This is a genomic window from Catalinimonas locisalis (genome assembly GCF_038039535.1).
Lineage (GTDB): Bacteria > Bacteroidota > Bacteroidia > Cytophagales > Cyclobacteriaceae > Catalinimonas.
The window spans coordinates 63,525-83,620 of the sequence record NZ_JBBPHP010000022.1; the positions used below are offsets into that span (position 1 = coordinate 63,525).

General features: G+C 39.3%; 18 protein-coding genes. 8 read left to right on the plus strand and 10 right to left on the minus strand.

Annotation, left to right across the window (positions count from 1 at the left end; translation table 11 throughout):
• Window positions 1–29 precede the first annotated feature (29 nt).
• Window positions 30–1,253: an FG-GAP repeat domain-containing protein gene (locus WJR50_RS21765; protein WP_341295435.1), complete on the plus strand. Its 1,224-nt coding sequence runs from the start codon at window positions 30–32 to the stop codon at window positions 1,251–1,253.
• A gap of 108 nt (window positions 1,254–1,361) precedes the next feature.
• Here WJR50_RS21765 and WJR50_RS21770 read toward each other — a convergent pair whose 3' ends face one another.
• The 3 genes from WJR50_RS21770 to WJR50_RS21780 all read right to left on the minus strand — a co-directional run bounded on the left by WJR50_RS21770 (window position 1,362) and on the right by WJR50_RS21780 (window position 4,859).
• On the minus strand, window positions 1,362–2,711 hold the full coding sequence (locus WJR50_RS21770; RefSeq protein ID WP_341295436.1) for a hypothetical protein: 1,350 nt from the start codon (window positions 2,709–2,711) through the stop codon (window positions 1,362–1,364).
• A gap of 539 nt (window positions 2,712–3,250) precedes the next feature.
• Window positions 3,251–3,706, minus strand: coding sequence for a CBS domain-containing protein (locus tag WJR50_RS21775; protein WP_341295437.1), 456 nt, complete (start codon window positions 3,704–3,706; stop codon window positions 3,251–3,253).
• A gap of 193 nt (window positions 3,707–3,899) precedes the next feature.
• Window positions 3,900–4,859, minus strand: coding sequence for a hypothetical protein (locus WJR50_RS21780; protein WP_341295438.1), 960 nt, complete (start codon window positions 4,857–4,859; stop codon window positions 3,900–3,902).
• 501 nt (window positions 4,860–5,360) lie between these two features.
• On the opposite strand from WJR50_RS21780, the gene WJR50_RS21785 reads away from it, so the two are divergent.
• Window positions 5,361–5,909, plus strand: a complete 549-nt coding sequence (locus WJR50_RS21785; RefSeq protein ID WP_341295439.1) for a hypothetical protein — start codon at window positions 5,361–5,363, stop codon at window positions 5,907–5,909.
• A gap of 51 nt (window positions 5,910–5,960) precedes the next feature.
• On the opposite strand, the gene WJR50_RS21790 is transcribed toward WJR50_RS21785, so the two are convergent.
• On the minus strand, window positions 5,961–6,542 hold the full coding sequence (locus WJR50_RS21790; RefSeq protein ID WP_341295440.1) for a DinB family protein: 582 nt from the start codon (window positions 6,540–6,542) through the stop codon (window positions 5,961–5,963).
• A gap of 337 nt (window positions 6,543–6,879) precedes the next feature.
• Here WJR50_RS21790 and WJR50_RS21795 point away from each other — a divergent pair, with 337 nt between their 5' ends.
• Window positions 6,880–7,239, plus strand: a complete 360-nt coding sequence (locus tag WJR50_RS21795) for a hypothetical protein (RefSeq protein ID WP_341295441.1) — start codon at window positions 6,880–6,882, stop codon at window positions 7,237–7,239.
• A gap of 564 nt (window positions 7,240–7,803) precedes the next feature.
• Window positions 7,804–8,136, plus strand: coding sequence for a YegP family protein (locus tag WJR50_RS21800; protein WP_341295442.1), 333 nt, complete (start codon window positions 7,804–7,806; stop codon window positions 8,134–8,136).
• Between the two features lie 299 nt (window positions 8,137–8,435).
• Here WJR50_RS21800 and WJR50_RS21805 read toward each other — a convergent pair whose 3' ends face one another.
• From WJR50_RS21805 to WJR50_RS21815, 3 genes are all read right to left on the minus strand, one after another.
• Window positions 8,436–9,356 carry a mechanosensitive ion channel family protein gene (locus tag WJR50_RS21805; RefSeq protein ID WP_341295443.1) on the minus strand — a complete coding sequence of 307 codons (921 nt, stop codon included), beginning with the start codon at window positions 9,354–9,356 and terminating at the stop codon, window positions 8,436–8,438.
• A 29-nt stretch (window positions 9,357–9,385) separates the two neighbouring features.
• A complete protein-coding gene (locus WJR50_RS21810) occupies window positions 9,386–9,655 on the minus strand; it encodes a hypothetical protein (protein ID WP_341295444.1) in 270 nt (89 codons plus the stop codon).
• A gap of 199 nt (window positions 9,656–9,854) precedes the next feature.
• Window positions 9,855–10,940: a hypothetical protein gene (locus tag WJR50_RS21815; RefSeq protein ID WP_341295445.1), complete on the minus strand. Its 1,086-nt coding sequence runs from the start codon at window positions 10,938–10,940 to the stop codon at window positions 9,855–9,857.
• A 230-nt stretch (window positions 10,941–11,170) separates the two neighbouring features.
• Here WJR50_RS21815 and WJR50_RS21820 point away from each other — a divergent pair, with 230 nt between their 5' ends.
• Together WJR50_RS21820 and WJR50_RS21825 are read left to right on the plus strand one after the other, a co-directional pair.
• A complete protein-coding gene (locus WJR50_RS21820) occupies window positions 11,171–11,845 on the plus strand; it encodes a TetR/AcrR family transcriptional regulator (protein WP_341295446.1) in 675 nt (224 codons plus the stop codon).
• Window positions 11,846–11,943: 98 nt separating this feature from the next.
• Complete coding sequence (locus WJR50_RS21825; RefSeq protein ID WP_341295447.1) at window positions 11,944–12,228, plus strand: hypothetical protein; 285 nt, start codon at window positions 11,944–11,946, stop codon at window positions 12,226–12,228.
• Between the two features lie 91 nt (window positions 12,229–12,319).
• Here the strand turns inward: WJR50_RS21825 and WJR50_RS21830 are convergent, their stop codons facing one another.
• Entirely contained in the window at window positions 12,320–15,811 is a 3,492-nt protein-coding gene (locus WJR50_RS21830) for a pyruvate carboxylase (RefSeq protein WP_341295448.1), read from the minus strand.
• A gap of 420 nt (window positions 15,812–16,231) precedes the next feature.
• Here WJR50_RS21830 and hemA point away from each other — a divergent pair, with 420 nt between their 5' ends.
• A complete protein-coding gene (hemA, locus tag WJR50_RS21835) occupies window positions 16,232–17,518 on the plus strand; it encodes a glutamyl-tRNA reductase (RefSeq protein ID WP_510167121.1) in 1,287 nt (428 codons plus the stop codon).
• A gap of 15 nt (window positions 17,519–17,533) precedes the next feature.
• Here hemA and WJR50_RS21840 read toward each other — a convergent pair whose 3' ends face one another.
• Both WJR50_RS21840 and WJR50_RS21845 read right to left on the minus strand, forming a co-directional pair.
• On the minus strand, window positions 17,534–18,361 hold the full coding sequence (locus tag WJR50_RS21840) for an alpha/beta fold hydrolase (RefSeq protein ID WP_341295450.1): 828 nt from the start codon (window positions 18,359–18,361) through the stop codon (window positions 17,534–17,536).
• Window positions 18,358–19,194, minus strand: a complete 837-nt coding sequence (locus WJR50_RS21845) for an SDR family oxidoreductase (protein ID WP_341295451.1) — start codon at window positions 19,192–19,194, stop codon at window positions 18,358–18,360. The genes WJR50_RS21840 and WJR50_RS21845 overlap by 4 nt, the downstream gene beginning before the upstream one ends.
• Before the next feature lie 104 nt (window positions 19,195–19,298).
• Here WJR50_RS21845 and WJR50_RS21850 point away from each other — a divergent pair, with 104 nt between their 5' ends.
• The gene (locus tag WJR50_RS21850; RefSeq protein ID WP_341295452.1) at window positions 19,299–20,096 is read left to right on the plus strand and encodes a DUF2797 domain-containing protein; all 798 of its coding nucleotides are present in this window, start codon (window positions 19,299–19,301) and stop codon (window positions 20,094–20,096) included.

Sequence of the window (20,096 nt, forward strand, 5' to 3'; positions counted from 1 at the left end):
TCTTAGCTTTAAAAAAAACTTTTTTAGCTATGAAACCAGTCACCCTACTTTTCACCCTAAGCCTTTTTGTGTACCAAACTGCCTGTGCGCAAACTCCCTCCCATGAAACCGCCTATTTTTCAGATGTCACTGCTACGCATGTTCCTCATGATCCTGAAGCCCATGCCTTGGGAGTAGCCCTTTCTGATGTTGATAAGGATGGTGACCTGGACGTTATCCTGGCACTGGAAATGGACGCTAACCGCTTGTACCTCAATGACGGCAACGGAAAATTTAGCTGGCAGAAAGGCGTATTTGAAGAAGCAGATCATGACACAGAACATGTACGCATCGCAGACTTTGATAAGGATGGGCATAAGGATATTATTTTTGTAGCGGAAGATGATCAGGTACACGAATATTACCTGGGAAATGGTGATGGTACTTTTCGTAATGTGAGTGATCGTTTGTTGGGTAAGAGTGAAGGCAATGGCTTGGATGTTGGCGATGTAAACGGAGATGGCTTGCCGGATATAGTTGTGGGCAATTCCGGTGAAGAAGGACAGAATTTTCTCTGGATCAATGATGCTTCCCGTCCCGGGCACTTTATTGATCGCACCGATGACTTATTACCACGGGTGAATGATGCTACCCAAAGTATTAGACTGGCTGACCTTAACGGAGACGGCCATTTGGATATGGTGGTTGGTAATGAGGTTCCACCCAATCGTTTGTTGATCAATGACGGAACAGGTAAATTCAAAGATGCAGCCAATCAGTTAGACCTTCCTATTCCACTGCATACTCGTGAAGCGCTGGTATTTGATGCGGATGGAGATAAAGATCAGGATATTGTATTTGCCAATCTAACCAGTAATGGAGGGGAAAGAGAAAAAAACCCTCGCATGCGTCTCTTGCTCAATAATGGTAATGCCCGATTTACAGATGTTACTAAAGATCAAATGCCAGAAAATACGTTTTCAACTTATGCTGCTGCGCCGGTAGACTTTGACCAGGATGGGGATCTGGACCTTTTGCTTAGTGCTATTGCCATTCCTCCCTTTGAGGCTATGCAAATGCATGCTTACCAGAATGATGGAAAGGGAAACTTCACAGAAGTAAACCAACAGGTGATTCCTGAAAATACTGTTGGCCGGACCTGGGGCATCGCTATCGGAGATCTCAATAATGATGGTATTGAAGATGCTATTGTGGGCGGATGGGGATCACAAGTCAGACTATTGTTAGGTAGGCAAATATCTTCTACCCAATAAAAGAATAACCAATACCCCCCTTATTTTATCCAAGTCCACAATCATAAAAAAGGGCAGCTTACGCCACCCTTATCTTCACTTTCCGTAAACCAAAAACACAAACAAATCCTATTTTTTATACAAAGATGAGAGTACGTCAAAGCTAAATGAAAAGTCTAACCTCACTTCTGGGTAAGTAATCGTGGCGCCATTAAACTTTTGTGTATGGGTACTTCCATCCAGTTTTATCGCTACACTCTTTACCGGACGGTACACCACGCCTACTGAAGACTTATAAAACTGACCATCATCGGATAAGCCAGCTTCATTGTCACCTCCATAGTTTTTATTTTGGATCACTTCAGGGCTTGACATCCAGTCCATAAATACATAAGGTATAAACTGACCTATTTCCGTCTGAAGGCTATAGCCCAGACGTACGTAAAAAGTCTGTACAGAGTAGTTTGCAGTAGTTACCACATCATTTTCAGAAAGAATCACATTGGGCTTGGAGGCGTTCGTGCCCAAAAAGGTTTCCCGCTGACGTGAATTGATACCGGCAAATTTTACCAAAGTCAACACACTTGAGGGGTCTCTTACTCCCTGATGGTTGGCTACCCAATATGCACTCTGTAAAATCAATTGACGATACTGCTTTTCAATAAAAGCGCCGTAAACCGTAAAATTATCATGCTCCATCCAGGGTAAAATTCCTCCATCAGGAGAACCTTCTCCTAAATTTACAGTGGAAGTGGTTCCTTTTCCATTGATACTTGAACTATAACCGGAGGTACCTATAATGAGCCCCTGCCGATCAGATTGATAACGAAGATCCCAGCCCAGAGGAATGATACCTTTGTTGGGTCCATTTTCTCCATTATCGGTACTTAAAGCATATGATATTTTATCGTTCAGGAAATGATGAGTACCATGTACCATAAAATTGGTAGTCCGCTCCAGAAACAGGTGATCATTATCAAAAAGCTCAGGGGGTTCAATACCTATAAACGTGGGTATCTGATCCAGTTTTTCGTTGTACAACCCAAACTTACGGTACATTTTTCCTGCCCGAACCTGAAAAAGCTCAGCAATTTTAAAATTTCCATAGGCATTACGTACTTCCAAACCATCTCTATCTGTACGGGCTAAGTTGAAGAATACGGAAATTTTAGAAGTAATATTGCCCGACCCATAAATGTGAAAATTTTGTACCGGTGACCAGGATATGGGTTCTGTTGAAGTGATAGTATTCCCTTCAGAGTCACTTTCCGGAATACGCATTACTTTCTCTACATTAGAGTTGATAAAGCCATAAAGTTTAAACTGCTCGTCGTATACCTCAATATCCAGCAGTTGCTCAATAGACATATCAAACAAATCCAGTTCGGAACTGCCAGTTTCGTTGTCCATTTGAGCAAAAGCCCTGATTTGAAATAAGTTGATAGTAAAGAACGTGAATAGTAAAAATTTTCCTTTCATTCCTTCCTTAGTTTACAGATGTATGAATAATAAAGTGAGGTGCTGATCTTTTTCCTCATGAACGCTTGAAGAATTATTACAGGAAGGTTGCAGTATTTTACTTAGGTATAAATCCTGTTTACTAATTGCAAAAAGTAATCCCAAACGATGAAAAAGTTATCTCCTGATTATCAAAAGATTACATCTCTAAGAAAGGCGGAATTAAAACATCTTAATCAAGTATAAATGCTTAGTAATTTCAGTTAAGTAATGGCGGCAGTAAAATTATTGATAAAATGGGCAGGTACTTATTGGTAATAAATCTGGAATTTTTGGATAAGGAATGAAAGCTAAGGAAGTTTATCTTTCATTATGTATAGGAAATTACTATTCTCTATAATACATAAAAGCAGGGAGCTACAAATAAGCAGTGATAAAGAAGTGCAATTCTCTAAATGAGTGTCTATTTGTGTATACAACTTTTTGTCAAGGACACACTGTTAGCTAAACAGAGAAAAAAATATTGCTCTTATAAAAATTTTAAATAAAAAAAGAAGTGTTTACCAGGTAGTAATCTTAGTTTCTCGCATGGCTCTCAGTATATCTCTACGACTTACCTGCCCCACAAGCTTTCCATTATGTACTACCGGAAATTTACGGTAGTGGGTAGTTAAAAACTCATTGGCTACATCCAGAATATCATGCTCAGTAGTCACCGTTTTCACCACTTTTGTCATATAGTCAGCTACTGTTTTATCATGATGAGGCATATTGTTATATGCGGCATCAACAATCAGTTTCAGACAGTCTTTTTCGGTTAGCATACCTACGATTGCGCGATTCTGGTCCAGTACAGGTGCACCTGTTAGCTTATTTTCCAGAATAATATTAATGGCCTCATCTATGGTAAGTTCAGGACTTAATGTGACTTCATCCGAAGCCATAAACTTTTCAACCGATGGGAAGCTCATCCCATTAGATTGGGGCTTCTCTGCTTTTGGACCTGTAAAATTCATGGCTTGTGAGGTTTAAGTTTTAGTAAATAAAAAACAGGTAAGATGAAATCATATAAAAATCATCCATAGATTTTACTAAATTTTTATCACATTCGCAAACATTCCATTTCCATGAATAATAATTTGAATGCTTACTTTCTATCAATGGGCCTTTTCCCTCACAGCATATTTGGTGTGAACAAACATAAAATCCTTAATTGACGGGAATGTAATATTGCTTTTTTGGAGCTATTAATGGGATTTTCATAGCTTCTCCAATAGAATTTTTACTTGAACTAGTACTCTTTCTTAAAATATCATCCAATTCTAAAGAGATAAAATAATTTTCAAAGCCTGTATTTTTTAATTTTAGCTCATTCTTTCGCCTCTTAATTCTAAATTTTTCTTGAACGGTCGTCTTACTGCTAAAGACTGATCTATCACGAGTACATAAACCTTGTGAATCTACAGGAGGGTGCAAGTCTTCATCATTCACCAATTCTTTGCCTATCTTCACTGGCTCATGGAAGGCAAAATCACTATAATAAATCGGAATTGCAGTATTGTTAGAAAAGAAAATATTGGAATTGACTTCTTCTTCAGATCGGATAATCAACGAACTACAATCATTTAATACAATATCTTCAGGGTTATCATTCGCTTCATTTTCCGTTGTCTCTATATGATAATGATATGAGTTGGAATAAGGATGGGTATTGATTTGAGACATATTTGCTGCCGGTTCATTTTCAGATGGGTATACAAAATATGAATCAAACCTCTCATCGCTTATATTTTCATATGTGTTTTCTACGGTATCTTTTTCAATTTTTGTTTCATTTTTTATGAAGGAATAATCCAGAGCACGGCATCTGATACCAACTACTTTTGAAGGGTTGCATAATGCCTTATGTGAACCTGTATAATTTTCACTATAATCTTTTTGTTTCTGCTCCTTAACGGCTATTCCACCGTAACTGTAAATTTCCTGACTTTCAAAATGGGCTCTTTCATCAGGAGAGATGCCTATCCTTTTGATTTCTGACCAGATATGGTTCCAGGTTTCATTATAGTTTTCTTCAATTTTGACAGTATGATGAACACCTCTTGGTTGCGCATCAACTGGGATAGTAGCATTCACAATTTTTCTGTGTTTATTAAATATGCTTCTCATTATACGACAGTTTATACTAAAATACCTTTTACAAATATAATGTAAGAAAATATATAAATTAAATTTTTATTATATTTTTTTGTATTATTTAAATATAAATTCTCCCTAAATACGTGAAAAAAGCTGTTTGTGGTTTGTTTAAGATCTCTCTTTTTTAAAGGAAAGTTATCTCATGAATTAATTCATGCTTTGAGATAAAAAGAGCCACTATTATTACTGATGAAAGACTTAAGGCCTAAAGGCTGTAAATTTCCCTACAAAGCTATTTTCAGCTACTGTATAAAAAAGCCAAGGATTAACAGAGCCGAGTATTAATATGATTTTGAGGAGAATTAGCTTTCATTGTCATGCAGATGACAAAACGCCTTCAAGATCTGCCCCACCTAACTACCACCACAATAAATCATTTATTGCCACGTACCATTTAATGAATAATCTAATACTCAAGATCCGCTATGCAGAAGATTTACATGTTAATTTTCACTTCTAGTTGTAAGCCATATGAAGTATCCATCTGCAAGCAAACAGATATTTATATTAGCCATATCGTCCACGATGTTCTTTCTGGCTTGTAGCCAGGAAAACGATATTGTAAATCCGGAGGTAGAGGTAAACGAAACTGAAGTAGCACAATATCCCGAAGTGGATGAAGCGCTGCATACTTATTTTAGTAGGTTTGAGCATGAGGCCCGACAAAGAGGTTTATCCTATGATCTTAACACTTTGAAAATTACGGGTGTGATTAAAGAAATTGATGAAGAACACGTAGCAGGACAATGTGCCTATAATCGCTTTACTAGTCCAAGACAAATTACCCTAGATAAATCTTTCTGGGAAAGCTCTTCCGATCTCCTCAAAGAATTTATTGTGTTTCATGAACTGGGTCATTGTGTACTTAATCGTTCTCATCTGGAAACCAGTTTCTCCAATGGTGTCTGTAGTAGCATGATGCGTAGTGGAAACGGGGATTGTTTTGATTACTACAGTCGCTCTACCCGCAGCTACTATATTGATGAGCTTTTTGAAATTGAAAGTCCTCAACCCTTTTAACAAAAAAGGTGTAGCAAGCTACACCTTTTATCATTTTTGTAAAGAATATAACTAATAATAGCGATAGTTGGGCGGGGTATTTCCGCTCACGCGCACGTATAGGTTAGCTTTAGCTTTATGGTTGGTAAGGTGATCGTGTATCATTAACAAGCCTTGCATACGTGTGATACTCCTACCGGAAAAACTCTGTGTTTCTTCCTGCAAGGCTTCGTCAGATACGCTACTCATAATATCACCTGCTTCGCGAAGATTAGTTACAACATATTCAACCACTTCATCTTTGCTCATGGCTGAGGCATCCATTTCCGGTGGAGGTCCAGAAGGTTGCTCATCTTTCAAAAACATATTTGCCATCACTTTTGAAGAGCCCCCAATGTGAATGAGCTGTTCGGAAAATGTCATCACACTATCATGAGGTCTGTAATCGTAATTATCCTCGGGCATAGCATCAGCAAGTTCTTCAATCTGGGCAATTGCCTCTTCCCAAATCGGAGCTTGTGCTTCTACAAAGGTATAAGTGGTATCTGCCACCTCTGAAGTGGCAGTCTCAGTAGATGAAGTGTCCTGAGGGGTACAATACGTAAATAACAATGCTCCTACTGCTAGCGGAGCCAGGTTTTTAAGAGTTATCATGGGCTGGATAGTTTGTTTATATGAAGGTAAAAGATTTCTCCTTAATATTTAGTGAGAGGCCTAAAAATCTGCTTTACTGTAGCAATATTGTTTTTTTCAGAGTCCACCATTATTAACAAATCAGAAAGAAAATTATCTCATACAGCAGATATGTGCTAAACAAAATGGTAAGCCCTCATCTTATACTGTTAGAAGTATTTATACTTTTTTATGTAAATACTTTTTTGAGCAAGCGATTACGCAAAGGAATTTGGAGAGTGTAAAAAATCATCATTTTTTGCTCTCCAGAACTAGAAGATTTTTTTCACTCTTACCCGCTATAACGCAAGAAATAATTATGAAACTCTTATTGATTGTAATTTTATTGTCATGCTTTGGAATGAGCATTTGTCATGCTCAGGATACCGATCCTCAGGAAGAACAGATTTTTCCGCAACAAGCTGATGGAAGAGAGAAAGTACCAGAAATGGATTTACCTGAACAGGTTAGGGATGCTTTTTATGCAAGTGAATACCAGGGAATGTCTATTACAAAAGCGTATAGGCTGACAGGTAATGCACTTGACGATGTGTTGAACCTGTCTGAGGGACCTAAGCCAAATGTACTTTATGAACTTCGGGTGGCTAATGAAAATCATATTGATATTATCTATTATACACCAGAAGGCATCCGGTATGATGCGGCTCAAAAATCATAACTGAAGAACTCCTCCTTTGACGTCATGTTGTTAAGTCACTCCCAGACTTGTTTTATATGATAACGCACACTATAAATGAACGAGAAATAGTCTGCTTACTTCAAGTGAAATGCTATCCCCTAAATGAGAAGCATTTAACGAAAATACTAATGAAGCCCCTGCTGGTAGAATGAATAATACAAATTTTGCTTACCACTCATTCAACTTTAATACATAAGCATCCAGATAGCTTACAATACGACAATTTCAGGCTTAGCAATAACATGAATCTTCATCTATACTATCGTAAAAAGTTTGAGAAACCACCAGTTCATTTTTTGACAAACTGGTGAGAATAGTGAGGCCCGGTGGGGATAAGCATTAAACTGATTGACGAATTAAGTTTTCTAAATTTCAGCTAAATAGCATGTATGGCTATTTTTCGCTATTTTTATTTTACTTTGAAGCACAAAAAGTGATCTCATAATTTTCAACTTGAGCATTAAAGCGGTTATTCATTCAGGAAGTATTTCCACAAAATACATTCAACCAACTAATGTTAAACTATTCTACTCAAATCAAACTATGGGAAAATTTATTATCAGTAAAAGGAAAGATGGAGAATTTCATTTTAGCCTTAAGGCAAGCAACGGGCAAATCATTTTAAGCAGCCAGGGTTATAAGTCCAAGCCAAGTTGCATGAAAGGTGTTGAATCTGTTCAAAACAATGCGGCAAATGACAAGCATTTTGAAAAGAAGACATCTTCAAACGGAAAGATTTTCTTCAATCTTAAATCTTCCAACGGACAAGTGATAGGTACCAGCCAGATGTATGCCAGCGACGCATCCTGTAAGAAAGGTATAAACTCTGTCCAGGTCAATGCGCCAAAGGCTGAAATTGATGACCAGACTGTCTAACTTGTGTGGTCTTAAAAGGCATCCTTTCAGGCCAGATGCCTTTTTTCTCTGCTTATTTTATAGATTTATGCTCTTTTTACCTGAGTGATGATAAATCTGTTTTTCTGTAACAATCAAGTGCGATCCAGATTAGAGTCTGAAGGTGCGTTTGTACCTTTAATAATAAAATTTAGCCACTAAAAAATATCCCTGAAAATTCATTCAGGAAGGAAAAGCACTAAGGTTTTTCTTTAATAAAAAAGGCAATTTCCTGATGAGAAAATTGCCCTGATATTTTAACTAAGTCTCTTCAATGCAGCTCAACGGGCTGAAGCATTTCCTTTTCCATTGCTATGTTGCAGCACCATTTCAGAGAGCTTCTCTCCTCCTTTGATTCCAAAATCCAGTGTACGAATAGGGAAAGGAATCATAATATCGTTTTCGTTGTAAGCCACCTGAATAGCCATTACCGCATCACTTTGAGCAGCCAGAAAATCAGGCTGTTTGGGAGAATTAGCCCAAAAACGTACTGAAAAGTTGATTGAGCTATCACCAAATTCATTAAAGAAAAGCGTAACATCACGGCTTTTGTCAATGCTATCCAATTTTGAGACAGCATCAATAGTAACTTTTTTAACCTTAGCCAGATCATCACCATAAGAAACTCCAACTCCCAGATCTACTCTTCTTTCGTTAGTACGGGTATAGTTGACAACTACATTTTGAAAAAGCTGCTTATTAGGAATCAACACTTCCAGCCCTTGAAAGGTGTTGATAGTAGTAATTCTAAGGCTAATATCTGTCACTATTCCCATACGACCATCATTCTCTATAATATCACCAACTCTGAAGGGCTGTTGAAAAGCGATGATAATCCCGGAAATAAAATTGGCCGCGATATCCTGAAAGGCAAAACCTAATGCTAAACCTACAATACCAACACCTGCCAGTAAAGAACCTACTAAAGTTGTAAGCTCTAGTATACCCAGGGCGATGAATATTCCAGTTATAAAAAGCCCAATGAATACAATGTTAGAGAACAGGTTATTTACAGCATGATTAGAAGATATCCGGTAAAATAAATTCTTAACACCATTTCTTGCTAAACGAGCCAATAGGTAAAACGCAATGACAATGATCACTGCTACCACCAAATTTGGTGACATTTTGATCAGCGCACTTAACCAACTTTCTAACTTATCAGTAACAAGCTTAAGTGGATTTTCTATGTTAAATTCCATCAAAAAAATAGAGGGGAGTGCCCCCTGAATTATGTCAAGTTGATAAATTTCTTTCTTTTCTTAGCCTCTTTGATAGATTTCTGGCTTCTTTTAGAATAATCAGAAATTAGCTCACTTACAGTTTCTAAAAGATTGTAAATTCCTTCGTTGATGGTTTTTTCCATATCGGATTTTAAGCGGCTGCTGTCTTTGCCAAACCTTCTTTTGGTTTTACTCTTCGTGCTGCTGTCCTGTGAAAAAATAATACTGGCTGCAATACCCGCTGCTGCTACAGTTAAAATTCCGGTCAATAGTCTCATTTTTAAAAATTATATGGTTAAACAATAATACTATTCAAAGTCAAGAAGAAAGCCTTTTTGATGAACCAGCTTCCCTCTATTAGAAAAAATAGTCTTAAAAAATTAAGTACAAACTATAGTCTTAATTGTTTATAAATATGTTGAATTAACTAAGATCAGCCTTATTTGTTGGATAAGTGGAGCTTTTTTAAAAAGCAATTCAATTTCCCCCGCTTATTTCTCTTACTTTCTCAAAAAAAGCCTTTTTCCTTTCAGATTTCACAGTCCAATCTACCGGCACACTCTGATATCCTTCCTCAAAACTTTCGCCTTCTCTTCGGAAGTCAAAGTAACCCCAGGAGGCATATTCCTTTACTGCAGCTACCATATTATTTGTCGCTTCATCAAAAGCATAATGATCGTCCTCATTAAAAACGATGGGCATAGGCTGATAGCCTTCTACCTGCCGGGTTTCCCTAACCATCTCCTTGATCCGTTCGGGCTCTCCCACTCCATTGCCATGAATAAGTATATAGTCAGATACTTTCACTACATTGGGTGTAGGAATAGTACCCCCACCATAGCTGGTAGTCACCAAATAGCGGTAACCTTTTTGTTCCGTATCCCTTACTCTCTGGATAATCTCATGTATTCTATCAGTTTTTAAGATTGCGTGATCGTATTTATTAACGTCAGTTTCATTACAGGCTTCTATTAGTACGTTGCGATACCCTTTCTCAAAGAGCCAGTTCATTGTATTATCCACTGCGCTGAGAATAGCAGCCTCATCTTTTAGATGCTGATCCTGCCCAAAGTAGAATAAGCCCAGAATCACTACCATGCCCAGGTCATCAGCTTTTTTCAGGATTTTATCCAAACGTTGAAAATAAGCTTGACGCAAATTTCCTTCTTCATCAAAGGCTGAGTTTATCCAATTACGGTTACCATATCCCAGAGGACTTCCACCTTGAAGATTAAGGGTAAAAGCCAGCAACCCATAGTCGTACCACTCCTCCATTGCCGCTACAAATTCATTAGTATTCCTGTCGGCAGACCATTCTCCTGTATCAGGGTACTTCCATTCTGTGCGCGTTTCCGGATTGAGGTCATCAAATATTCCCTGCACCATACGAGAGTTGAACAGCAGCCCCTCTATTGGATTTCCCTTCCAGCTTTGACCTTGGTAAGTTGGTTTACCATTAATATAAAATTTCTCATCCTCAATGCTTACTACGGTCTGTTCCTGAGCTAACGCTGTAAGAGGAAATGCCAGTAGTGCTAGAATTTTGACAGCTTTTGAAATCATAGAAAGGTTGTTGAAAAATTATGTGATTGAAGATATTAAATTATGTGCTACAGGCAAAGCGGTTGTATAAGCATCGTGCTGATTAGATCAATAGCAGCATAACAATTGTTAAGAGTAATACTATTTTTTTGTAGAATTTATCTAAACAATATAATAGTTATACTAACAAAATTAATAGCTATATTGCCCATCCATATAATCAGATCTAGATTCAGAGGTATTGCTAACATATGATCACATTAACCTTAAACGAAAAATACTTTTTAAAAGACCCACAACATACTGATCTCGGTATAAAAATAGTAAGCAACAGCATACAGTTGATTGATGAATTGGGCTTTGAACAATTTACTTTTAAAAAACTGGCAAAAGAAATTCATTCTACCGAAGCATCCATTTATCGTTACTTTGAAAATAAGCATAAACTTCTGATGTACCTGATTGCCTGGTACTGGAAATGGATGGAGTACTTGATTGATTATCGTACCAATAATATTGAAGATGCTTACTTCAAGATGGATATTGCTCTTAAGACTATTTGTGAAGAAGTCACTTTTGATCCTACTTTTGCTTTCATTGATGAGACTGCTCTGCATCGTATCGTAATTGCAGAATCAAACAAGACATACCTCACCAAGCACGTAGACGATGACAATAAAGAAGGATTGTTCAGAGGGTATAAAGACTTATGCAAACATATCGCTAACATCGTAAAGGAGATCAATCCTCAATATCCCTATCCGCATGCATTGATCAGTACTGTGCTGGAGGCCTCGCATCAACAAACATTTTTTGCTCAACATTTACCTTCTTTAACAGAAGTGAGTAAGCAAAAGTCTGATCTAAATCAGCAAATCTTCAATTACCTGCAACATCTTGTACTAAGCGCGGTAAAAGCTGCTTAATTTTTTAAAAAAAAATTTGACTTACAATAATATTACGCTTATATTTAATAGTATTACTATTATAATTAAAAGTATCTATAACTTTTAACATCACCACCATGGAAACGGCGTTCACAATACCTAAAGAAAACCTGACTGGTCTGCAATATCCCAAAACAGACGTGTTGAGTTCTTTGCAGTTGCAAGTCAGAAGGAAGTATCAATTGAATCGTGCCATGTTATTAGGTAATCTGTACCATACGAAGGTTAGGATTATTTTCAGAGATTTTCATGGAATTCGCAGGATGGTAGAAACCACTGTATGGACGGTAGGCGAAGAATATATCAGTTTGAAGGGAGGGCGTACTATTCCGGTCCGGGCCATTGAAGAAATAGAATTTTGACCAGAGAATTTGCGTCTATCCATTTCCATCCAAAAAACTAAAAGGGGCTGTTTAAGCAGCCCCTTATTTTTTTTAAACCTCTTATCTGATTTTACTCCAGTTCTACTACCAAGTCATCCTGCTCCACCATCGTATTCACTTCAAGATGTACCTTCTTTACTTTACCTGCTCTTGGCGCAGAAATGGTTGACTCCATTTTCATCGCTTCAATGACAAACAAAGGTGTACCTTCTTCTACTTCCTGCCCCACTTTGGTCATTACACTGGAGAGCCTGCCTTGCAAGGGTGCACCTATTTCAGTTTCGCTGTCTTTTGCCGCCTTCTGATGCGCCACTACCTTAGACTGGAAACTGTTGTCCTTGATCCTTACCCTACGGGATTGCCCATTGAGTTCAAATGTAACCATACGATGGCCTTCCTCGTCCGGCTCGGTGATAAAAAGCAGCTTGATCATAATGACCTTACCTTCGGCTATCTTCACCAGTATTTCCTCACCATATTTAAGTCCGTAGAAAAACGCAGGCGTAGGCAGTGAAGACATATCGCCATACACTTTCTGATGGTTGTAGTAGTCTTCGTAAACTTTAGGATACAATTTGTAGGATAGGAAATCCAGCAGGCTACGATTTTCATCAAACCGTTGTTTGAACTCCTCAAACTCTTTATCAAAATCTATGGACTCAAGATGCTCATTCGGACGATCAGTGAAAGGCTTTTCTCCTTTCAGCACCAGTTGCTGTATTTTCTCAGGAAATCCGCCCGCAGGCTGACCCAGTTCACCTTTAAAAAGACTGATTACTGATTCAGGGAAAGAAAGGTTTTTTCCATCTTTTAGCACATCTTCTACTGTCAGATCATTGGATGCCATAAAGATTGCCATATCACCCACTACTTTGGAGGATGGCGTTACTTTCACCAAATCTCCAAAGAGCTTATTGACTGCTGCATAATTCTTTTTGATGGTTTCAAACTTATGCTCCAGTCCCATGGCAGTGGCCTGCGGACGCAGATTAGAATACTGTCCTCCCGGAATCTCATGATCATAAACTTCAGCAGTACCGGCCTTCAGACCTGACTCAAAGGGATAGTAGTATTCACGCACCGCTTCCCAATAGACTGAATACTCATTGAGCGAATGCAGATCAATGGGCTGTTCTCTTGCATGTCCCTGCATCATCGCCACCACAGAGTTGAAATTAGGCTGAGAAGTCAGCCCGGACATAGCACCTATGGCTACATCTACCACATCCACGCCCGCTTCAATGGCCTTGGCATAAGTGGCAGGCTGAATGGAAGAAGTATCATGGGTATGCAGATGTACAGGAATATTCACTACTTTTTTAAGTTCACTAACCAGTAGCTCAGCAGCATAAGGTTTAAGTAAGCCTGCCATATCTTTGATAGCCAGAATGTGTGCGCCTTCATCTTCCAACTGCTTAGCCATATCCAGGTAATACTGAAGGGTATACTTTTTATTATCAGGCGACATCAGATCTCCGGTGTAGCAGATGGCTGCCTCAGCGATTGATTCCGTTCGTTCTGTGATAGCTCTTATGCTTACCTTCATCGCATTGACCCAATTCAGAGAATCAAATACCCGGAAAATATCTATTCCAGTTTCGGCAGCTTTCTCAATAAACTTCTCTATCAGGTTATCAGGATAAGCTTTGTAGCCCACAGCATTGGAACCACGAAGAAGCATTTGCAAAAGGATATTAGGCACCGCTTCTCTGATCTGCTGCAGGCGTACCCAGGGGTCTTCGTGCAGAAAGCGCATACTTACGTCAAAGGTAGCCCCTCCCCAAACTTCCATAGAAAATACCTGCGGATGATGCTTGGCGAAGCTCTCAGCTACTTTCAGCATGTCTATGCCTCTCATGCGAGTAGCCAGCAATGACTGATGCGCATCGCGGAAAGTAGTATCGGTATACTGTATTTTCTTTTCATTTTTCAGCCAATCCACAAATTTTCCCCTACCCATCTGTTTGAGCTTGTCTTTCGTTCCTTCCGGATAAGGCACATACTGATAGTTTACTTTGTGACCAGAAATGGGGTCCTGCATCAGAGGGGATGGCAGAATTGGTGTTCTGAAAACCTTATTTGGGTCCATGAAGCGGATATTAGGATTCCCGTTGACCGTAACATCTGCCAGATACATCAATGTGCGGGTTGCCCTATCCAGACCTTCTCTGATCTCAAACAACTCAGGATTGCTTTCAATAAAATTTACGGTCGCTTCTCCTCGGTAGAAAGTAGGATGAGAGATGACATTGATCAGAAAGCCTATGTTAGTCTTAACACCTCGTATTCTGAATTCACGTAATGTTCGCTGTAATCTCTGAGAAGCTCCTTTAAGCGTACGACCGGTGGCAGAAACCTTGACCAGCATAGAGTCAAAGAAGGGAGAAATGGTGACTCCGGGGTATGAACTACCTTCATCCAATCGGATACCAAAACCACCAGCATTACGATAGGCTATGATGGTACCGTAGTCAGGACGGAAGTTGTTTTTAGGATCTTCGGTGGTTACCCTACATTGAATGGCATAGCCCTGTACTTTGATGTCTTCCTGCTTGCGGATGTAGATTCGCGGATCAGCCAGTTTCCGCCCCTGCGCAATCAGAATTTGCGAACGAACGATATCTATGCCGGTAATTTCTTCAGTTATGGTATGCTCAACCTGTATGCGCGGGTTGACTTCAATAAAATAGATGCCTTCATTCTTGTCTACCAGAAATTCAACCGTACCTACATTATTGTAATTTACAGAGCGGGTAATTTGTAAAGCATACTCGTAGAGTTTGTCCTTGGTCTCCTGTTTCAGGTTAGAAGAGGGTGCTACTTCTACTACTTTCTGAAAACGTCGCTGTACAGAACAATCACGTTCAAAAAGATGGACAATATTCCCAAAATTGTCACCCATGATCTGCACTTCAATGTGTTTGGGCTCTTCAATAAATTTTTCCAGAAAGACAGTGTCATCCCCAAAGGCTTTCTTGGCTTCCCCTTTGGCTTCGGAGAAAGCATTTTTCAGGCTTTTGGCATCACGGATGACGCGCATTCCGCGTCCACCACCGCCAGCTGCCGCTTTGAGCATCACTGGAAAACCTATACGCTCCGCCTCTTTCAGCGCAATTTCTTCTGAAGTCAGATCCTCCTTGCTATCTTCAATAACTGGGACTTTGGCATTGATCGCAATCTTCTTGGCTGATACTTTATCGCCCAGCTTTTCCATTACCTCTGGTTCGGGGCCTATGAAGATGATCCCTTCTTCTCTGCAGCGACGTGAGAGTTGAACGTTTTCAGAAAGAAAACCATAGCCCGGATGAATAGCATCAACATTTTGGCGCTTGGCTAGTAAAATAATTTCTTCAATATCAAGGTAAGGTTTGAGAGGTTCATTGTCCTCACCAACCTGATAAGCTTCATCTGCTTTGTAGCGGTGTAATGAATAGCGATCTTCGTAAGTGTAAATCGCAACGGTTCTTATTCTTAGTTCTGAGGCAGCACGGAGGATTCTTATGGCAATCTCCCCGCGATTAGCTACCAGAATTTTTTTCAGTTTCTTAAGGTCGTTAGGCATGCTTAGTGGTTAGCTTCAGTGTAAAAATGATATTCTTTTGCGCCTTAAATTAAAAAATTAATCGTGAAAGCGATAATAGATTAACATCTTCTTACTCACAAGTTGTAAACTTTCACACCAGCCTATCTTTTTGAGTAAAAAAATTCATCAATTTGATTATTTTTCTATCATATCGTGCTAAAAACTGACTTTTGTCATTTCCAATGGCAGGTATAAGTGTTTACTTTGTACGAGTGAATCTTATGTATAAATATTTGATGAGTTCATTGAACCTTAGTCGCCAAACTTCACGTTGTATTAGCGGATAAGTTAAAAATGAGCCTCTCCATTTAAATTGATTCTAAATTAGCTTTCTAAGTGAGGTTCATTTTAAAGTTCAAAGAACTGAAATTATCTTTGCCCATTGAGTTTACTTTCATGATGCAAAACAACTTCAAATTCGTCAGCTTAACATACAAAAACAGCCCTATTGAGATTCGTGAGCGGGTTGCATTAAACGAACAGCAGTATTCTGATTTACTGCGTAAACTCAAAAGCATTACCAACATTTCCGAGGCTCTCGTCCTTTCTACCTGCAATCGCACTGAAGTTTACTATTCTGCCAAGCAAGATTTGAGCGATGAAATCATCAAACTTATCATCGTTGAAAAAGGACTTACCGATATAGCTGATAGCATCCATCAATATTTTGTGAGCTGTAACGATGAAAATGAGGCGATGCGTCATCTCTTTCATGTAGCTATTGGCCTTGAGTCTCAGGTGGTGGGTGATATGCAGATTTCCAATCAGGTGAAAAGAGCCTATCAAGCCTCTGCTGATGAAGATATGGCTGGTCCTTTTCTTCATCGTTTGCTGCATACTATCTTCTTTACCAATAAAAGAGTAGTACAGGAAACACCTTTTCGCGATGGTGCTGCCTCTGTTTCATATGCTGCCTCAGAACTCGTTTATGACCTGGCAGCCGAAATTATCAAGCCTCGTGTGCTGGTGATCGGTTTGGGTGAAATTGGTACAGATGTTTGTAAAAACATTGGTGATTCTGACAATATTGATGATTTGTTTAAAGTGACGGTCATCAATCGTACCCATGAAAAAGCAGTAAATCTGGCTGCACAATATGGGTTTGTTCCCCGCCTGTACGAAGAGGTTGAAGACGCAATACTGGAGGCTGATATTGTTATTTCAGCAGTTTCTCTACAGCAACCTTTGATCACCAAATCTCTATTTGACAACGGAAAAAAAATCAGTTATAAATATCTGATTGACCTTTCTGTTCCCAGAAGCATTGATGCGGATGTAGAAAGTGTACCCGGCGCGCTGGTTTACAACGTAGATGACATTAAAAACAAGGCGGATGAGGCCATGCAGAAGCGCATTGACGCCATACCTCATGTAAAAGAGATCATTGAAGAAGCATTGGCTGATTTAGAAGGTTGGGTGCAGGAAATGGAAGTATCCCCTACTATCCATAGGCTCAAAAATGCATTGGAACAAATACGTCAGGAAGAAATTGCCCGCTACCTCAAAAATCTGGATGAAAAAGAGGCTGAATATGTAGAGAAAATCACTAAAGGAATGATGCAAAAAATCATGAAGCTTCCGGTATTGCAATTAAAAGCAGCCTGTAAACGTGGTGAGGCAGAAACCTTGATTGATGTGCTCAACGACCTTTTTGATCTGGAAAGACAGAACACTCCCAAGGCTTAGTAATAACCATTTGTTTTACAGGTACTCCTGAATTGCCTGCCTGATAAGCTCTGGCTTTTCCCAGGGAATCAGATGATTCAGCTCAGCTTTAATGATAAGCTTAACTTCAGCATTTGTCATTTTTCTTTTGGCAAAATTAGCGTTGCTGAGAGAAACAAGCTTATCTTTTTCACCATGAATGATAGTGGTAGGTACTTTGAGCTTTTGCCAAAGCGGTAGCATAAGTCTAAGTTCTTCTTTGTGCTTCAATTTTTCCTCATTCGTCACTTTCCACACCGCAGGAAGCATCCATCTGAACACTTTCCACTCCGCAGGGTAAGATACCCAAAATACTTTTTCAGCTTCTGGATCTAAAGCCGGGGCTACTAAAACAATAGCCTTCACCAGTTCGGGAAAATCCATTGCCAGCCGTGCCGCAATCGGCCCACCGTAAGAATGCCCTACCAAAATCGCTTTTCCTTGGGATAGGCTCAGCAAAGGTTTAAGATAAGCAGCCTGGGCTTCAATGGATGGCTCAGTGTTGCCGAATCCAGAATACCCATAGCCGGGCCGATCCACTGAAATCATATGCGTCTGAGTGGCTAATGTGCTGTCGCTTAAGAAATCAATAAACGCATCCGATGAGCCGGGGGCACCATGTATAAAAAGTACCAGAGGCTTATCAGAATTGCCTGATTCCAGATACCTTATACTTCTGTTTCTCTCCTGATAGCGCTTAATAGCAACCTCTATCTGCTTTTCAGCAAAATACTGATATATCTCCTTATTGGATTTCCTGAATTGGGTACAGGCATGATGTAGTAATGAAGCAGTGATCATCAGTATTCCAATTCGCTTTTTCACGGTTTATCAATGGCCTCAGAAGGATCAGGATAGACAAGTTCATAATCCAGCTTCTGTTTGAGTTTCTCACTATTGATGATTTTGTAAGACGCAGAAGCTTTGGCATTAAAGCTGGGAGGTGCAAGGCCAAGCCGCTTGGCAGCAATCGGATAAAATTTTTCTTTTTCAGGATGCTGATCTCCACAGGCATTAAAGGTTTCACCCCAGCTATCTTTTTCTATCAATTTTATGATGATCCTGATACAGTCTTCCTGATGTATCAGGTTTACTTTATCTTTTCCGCTGCTACTGAGCTCTTTGCCGGCCAGAAACCTTCCCGGATTTCTCTCACGATTGTATAATCCGCAGAATCTAAGGATGTTGACCTGAAAACGGTTTTGATTGTGAAGTATTTGCTCAGCTTTCATAATGGCTTTACCAGAGTCGCTGATCTGCCCACCCGCATCTTCTTCTATCACTTCACGATTGAGATTCGGATAGACAGAAGTAGAACCGATAAATAATATTTTTTTGAGAGATGTCTCTCCCGCTACTTTTATCACCTCGCTGATTTGTTGAGGGTAAATGGTTTCAATATCAGGCTGACGACGTCCTGGAGGAATATTTAACACCAGCACCTGACTCTCAAAAAACTCCGGATGATAATCAGCATTGATATGAGGGCTAAGATGAATGTGAAAAGACTGAATACCTTTTTCAGAAAGGACTTGTAGCTTTTCTGCGCTGGTGCTTGATCCTTTCACCTGATAGCCATGTTCAAGTAAACGCTCAGCTAATGGTAAACCTAACCATCCACATCCTAAAATACTGATTGTTTTATTGTAATCGCTCATAGATTATTGCTGTATATTCATAAAAATGATCTTCATCCTATTTGTTTAGTATTCTTTTCAAAAAGCCTTAATTTGCCAGCTTTAACTCCAAAAGAATTGATAAGGTGACCTACGAAGGCAATTTACTGAAAATGCGTGTGGCTTTAGAAAATCCTGTCAGATATACGCTCAAACTGCAGGAAGATGAAATTGATATGAACCAGTTGTTAGGACAAACCATTCATATTGCCTTTGACGGAAGGATTAACTGTGTCAATTGCGGTAGAGCGATAAAAAAAGCTTTCGGCCAAGGTTTCTGCTATCCCTGTTTTATCAATGCACCGCAAAATTCTGAATGTATTCTCAGACCAGAACTTTGCCGGGCTCACCTGGGAGAAGGCAGAGATGTGGAATGGGAAGAAAAGCATCACTTACAACCTCACATTGTATACCTGGCACAAACAGATGCGATTAAGGTAGGGGTTACAAGAAGCACTCAGGTACCTACCCGCTGGATTGATCAGGGAGCAAGAAAAGCGCTAACGATTGCTGAAGTGCCTTATCGCTATCTTGCCGGAAAAATTGAGGTGGAACTCAAAGATCAGTTTACTGACAAAACCAACTGGCGAAACATGCTCAAAGATGTGGAAAGGGAAGGTTTACAGCTTGAAAACTACTGCAAAGAAGCTCAAATGTTCCTCAGTGACGAAGTTCAGGAGTATGTATTAGACGAATGTCCAGTCACGGAGATTCATTATCCGGTAATAGAATATCCTAAAAAGGTAAAAAGCCTGGGTCTGGACAAAAACCCGGTTATTTCATCAAAACTACTGGGCATCCGTGGTCAATACCTAATACTTGAAGATGGCGAGGTATTTAATATTCGCAACCACAGTGGATACTATATCAGTTTTTCTTACTGA

Coding starts and splice junctions, on each gene's coding strand:
- WJR50_RS21785 (WP_341295439.1), top strand. CDS start 5,361: ATGAAGTATCCATCTGCAAGCAAACAGATATTTATATTAGCCATATCG.
- hemA (WP_510167121.1), top strand. CDS start 16,232: ATGCAAAACAACTTCAAATTCGTCAGCTTAACATACAAAAACAGCCCT.
- WJR50_RS21845 (WP_341295451.1), bottom strand. CDS start 19,194: ATGAGCGATTACAATAAAACAATCAGTATTTTAGGATGTGGATGGTTA.
- WJR50_RS21790 (WP_341295440.1), bottom strand. CDS start 6,542: ATGATAACTCTTAAAAACCTGGCTCCGCTAGCAGTAGGAGCATTGTTA.
- WJR50_RS21775 (WP_341295437.1), bottom strand. CDS start 3,706: ATGAATTTTACAGGTCCAAAAGCAGAGAAGCCCCAATCTAATGGGATG.
- WJR50_RS21765 (WP_341295435.1), top strand. CDS start 30: ATGAAACCAGTCACCCTACTTTTCACCCTAAGCCTTTTTGTGTACCAA.
- WJR50_RS21795 (WP_341295441.1), top strand. CDS start 6,880: ATGAAACTCTTATTGATTGTAATTTTATTGTCATGCTTTGGAATGAGC.
- WJR50_RS21820 (WP_341295446.1), top strand. CDS start 11,171: ATGATCACATTAACCTTAAACGAAAAATACTTTTTAAAAGACCCACAA.
- WJR50_RS21830 (WP_341295448.1), bottom strand. CDS start 15,811: ATGCCTAACGACCTTAAGAAACTGAAAAAAATTCTGGTAGCTAATCGC.
- WJR50_RS21825 (WP_341295447.1), top strand. CDS start 11,944: ATGGAAACGGCGTTCACAATACCTAAAGAAAACCTGACTGGTCTGCAA.
- WJR50_RS21770 (WP_341295436.1), bottom strand. CDS start 2,711: ATGAAAGGAAAATTTTTACTATTCACGTTCTTTACTATCAACTTATTT.
- WJR50_RS21810 (WP_341295444.1), bottom strand. CDS start 9,655: ATGAGACTATTGACCGGAATTTTAACTGTAGCAGCAGCGGGTATTGCA.
- WJR50_RS21800 (WP_341295442.1), top strand. CDS start 7,804: ATGGGAAAATTTATTATCAGTAAAAGGAAAGATGGAGAATTTCATTTT.
- WJR50_RS21805 (WP_341295443.1), bottom strand. CDS start 9,356: ATGGAATTTAACATAGAAAATCCACTTAAGCTTGTTACTGATAAGTTA.
- WJR50_RS21815 (WP_341295445.1), bottom strand. CDS start 10,940: ATGATTTCAAAAGCTGTCAAAATTCTAGCACTACTGGCATTTCCTCTT.
- WJR50_RS21780 (WP_341295438.1), bottom strand. CDS start 4,859: ATGAGAAGCATATTTAATAAACACAGAAAAATTGTGAATGCTACTATC.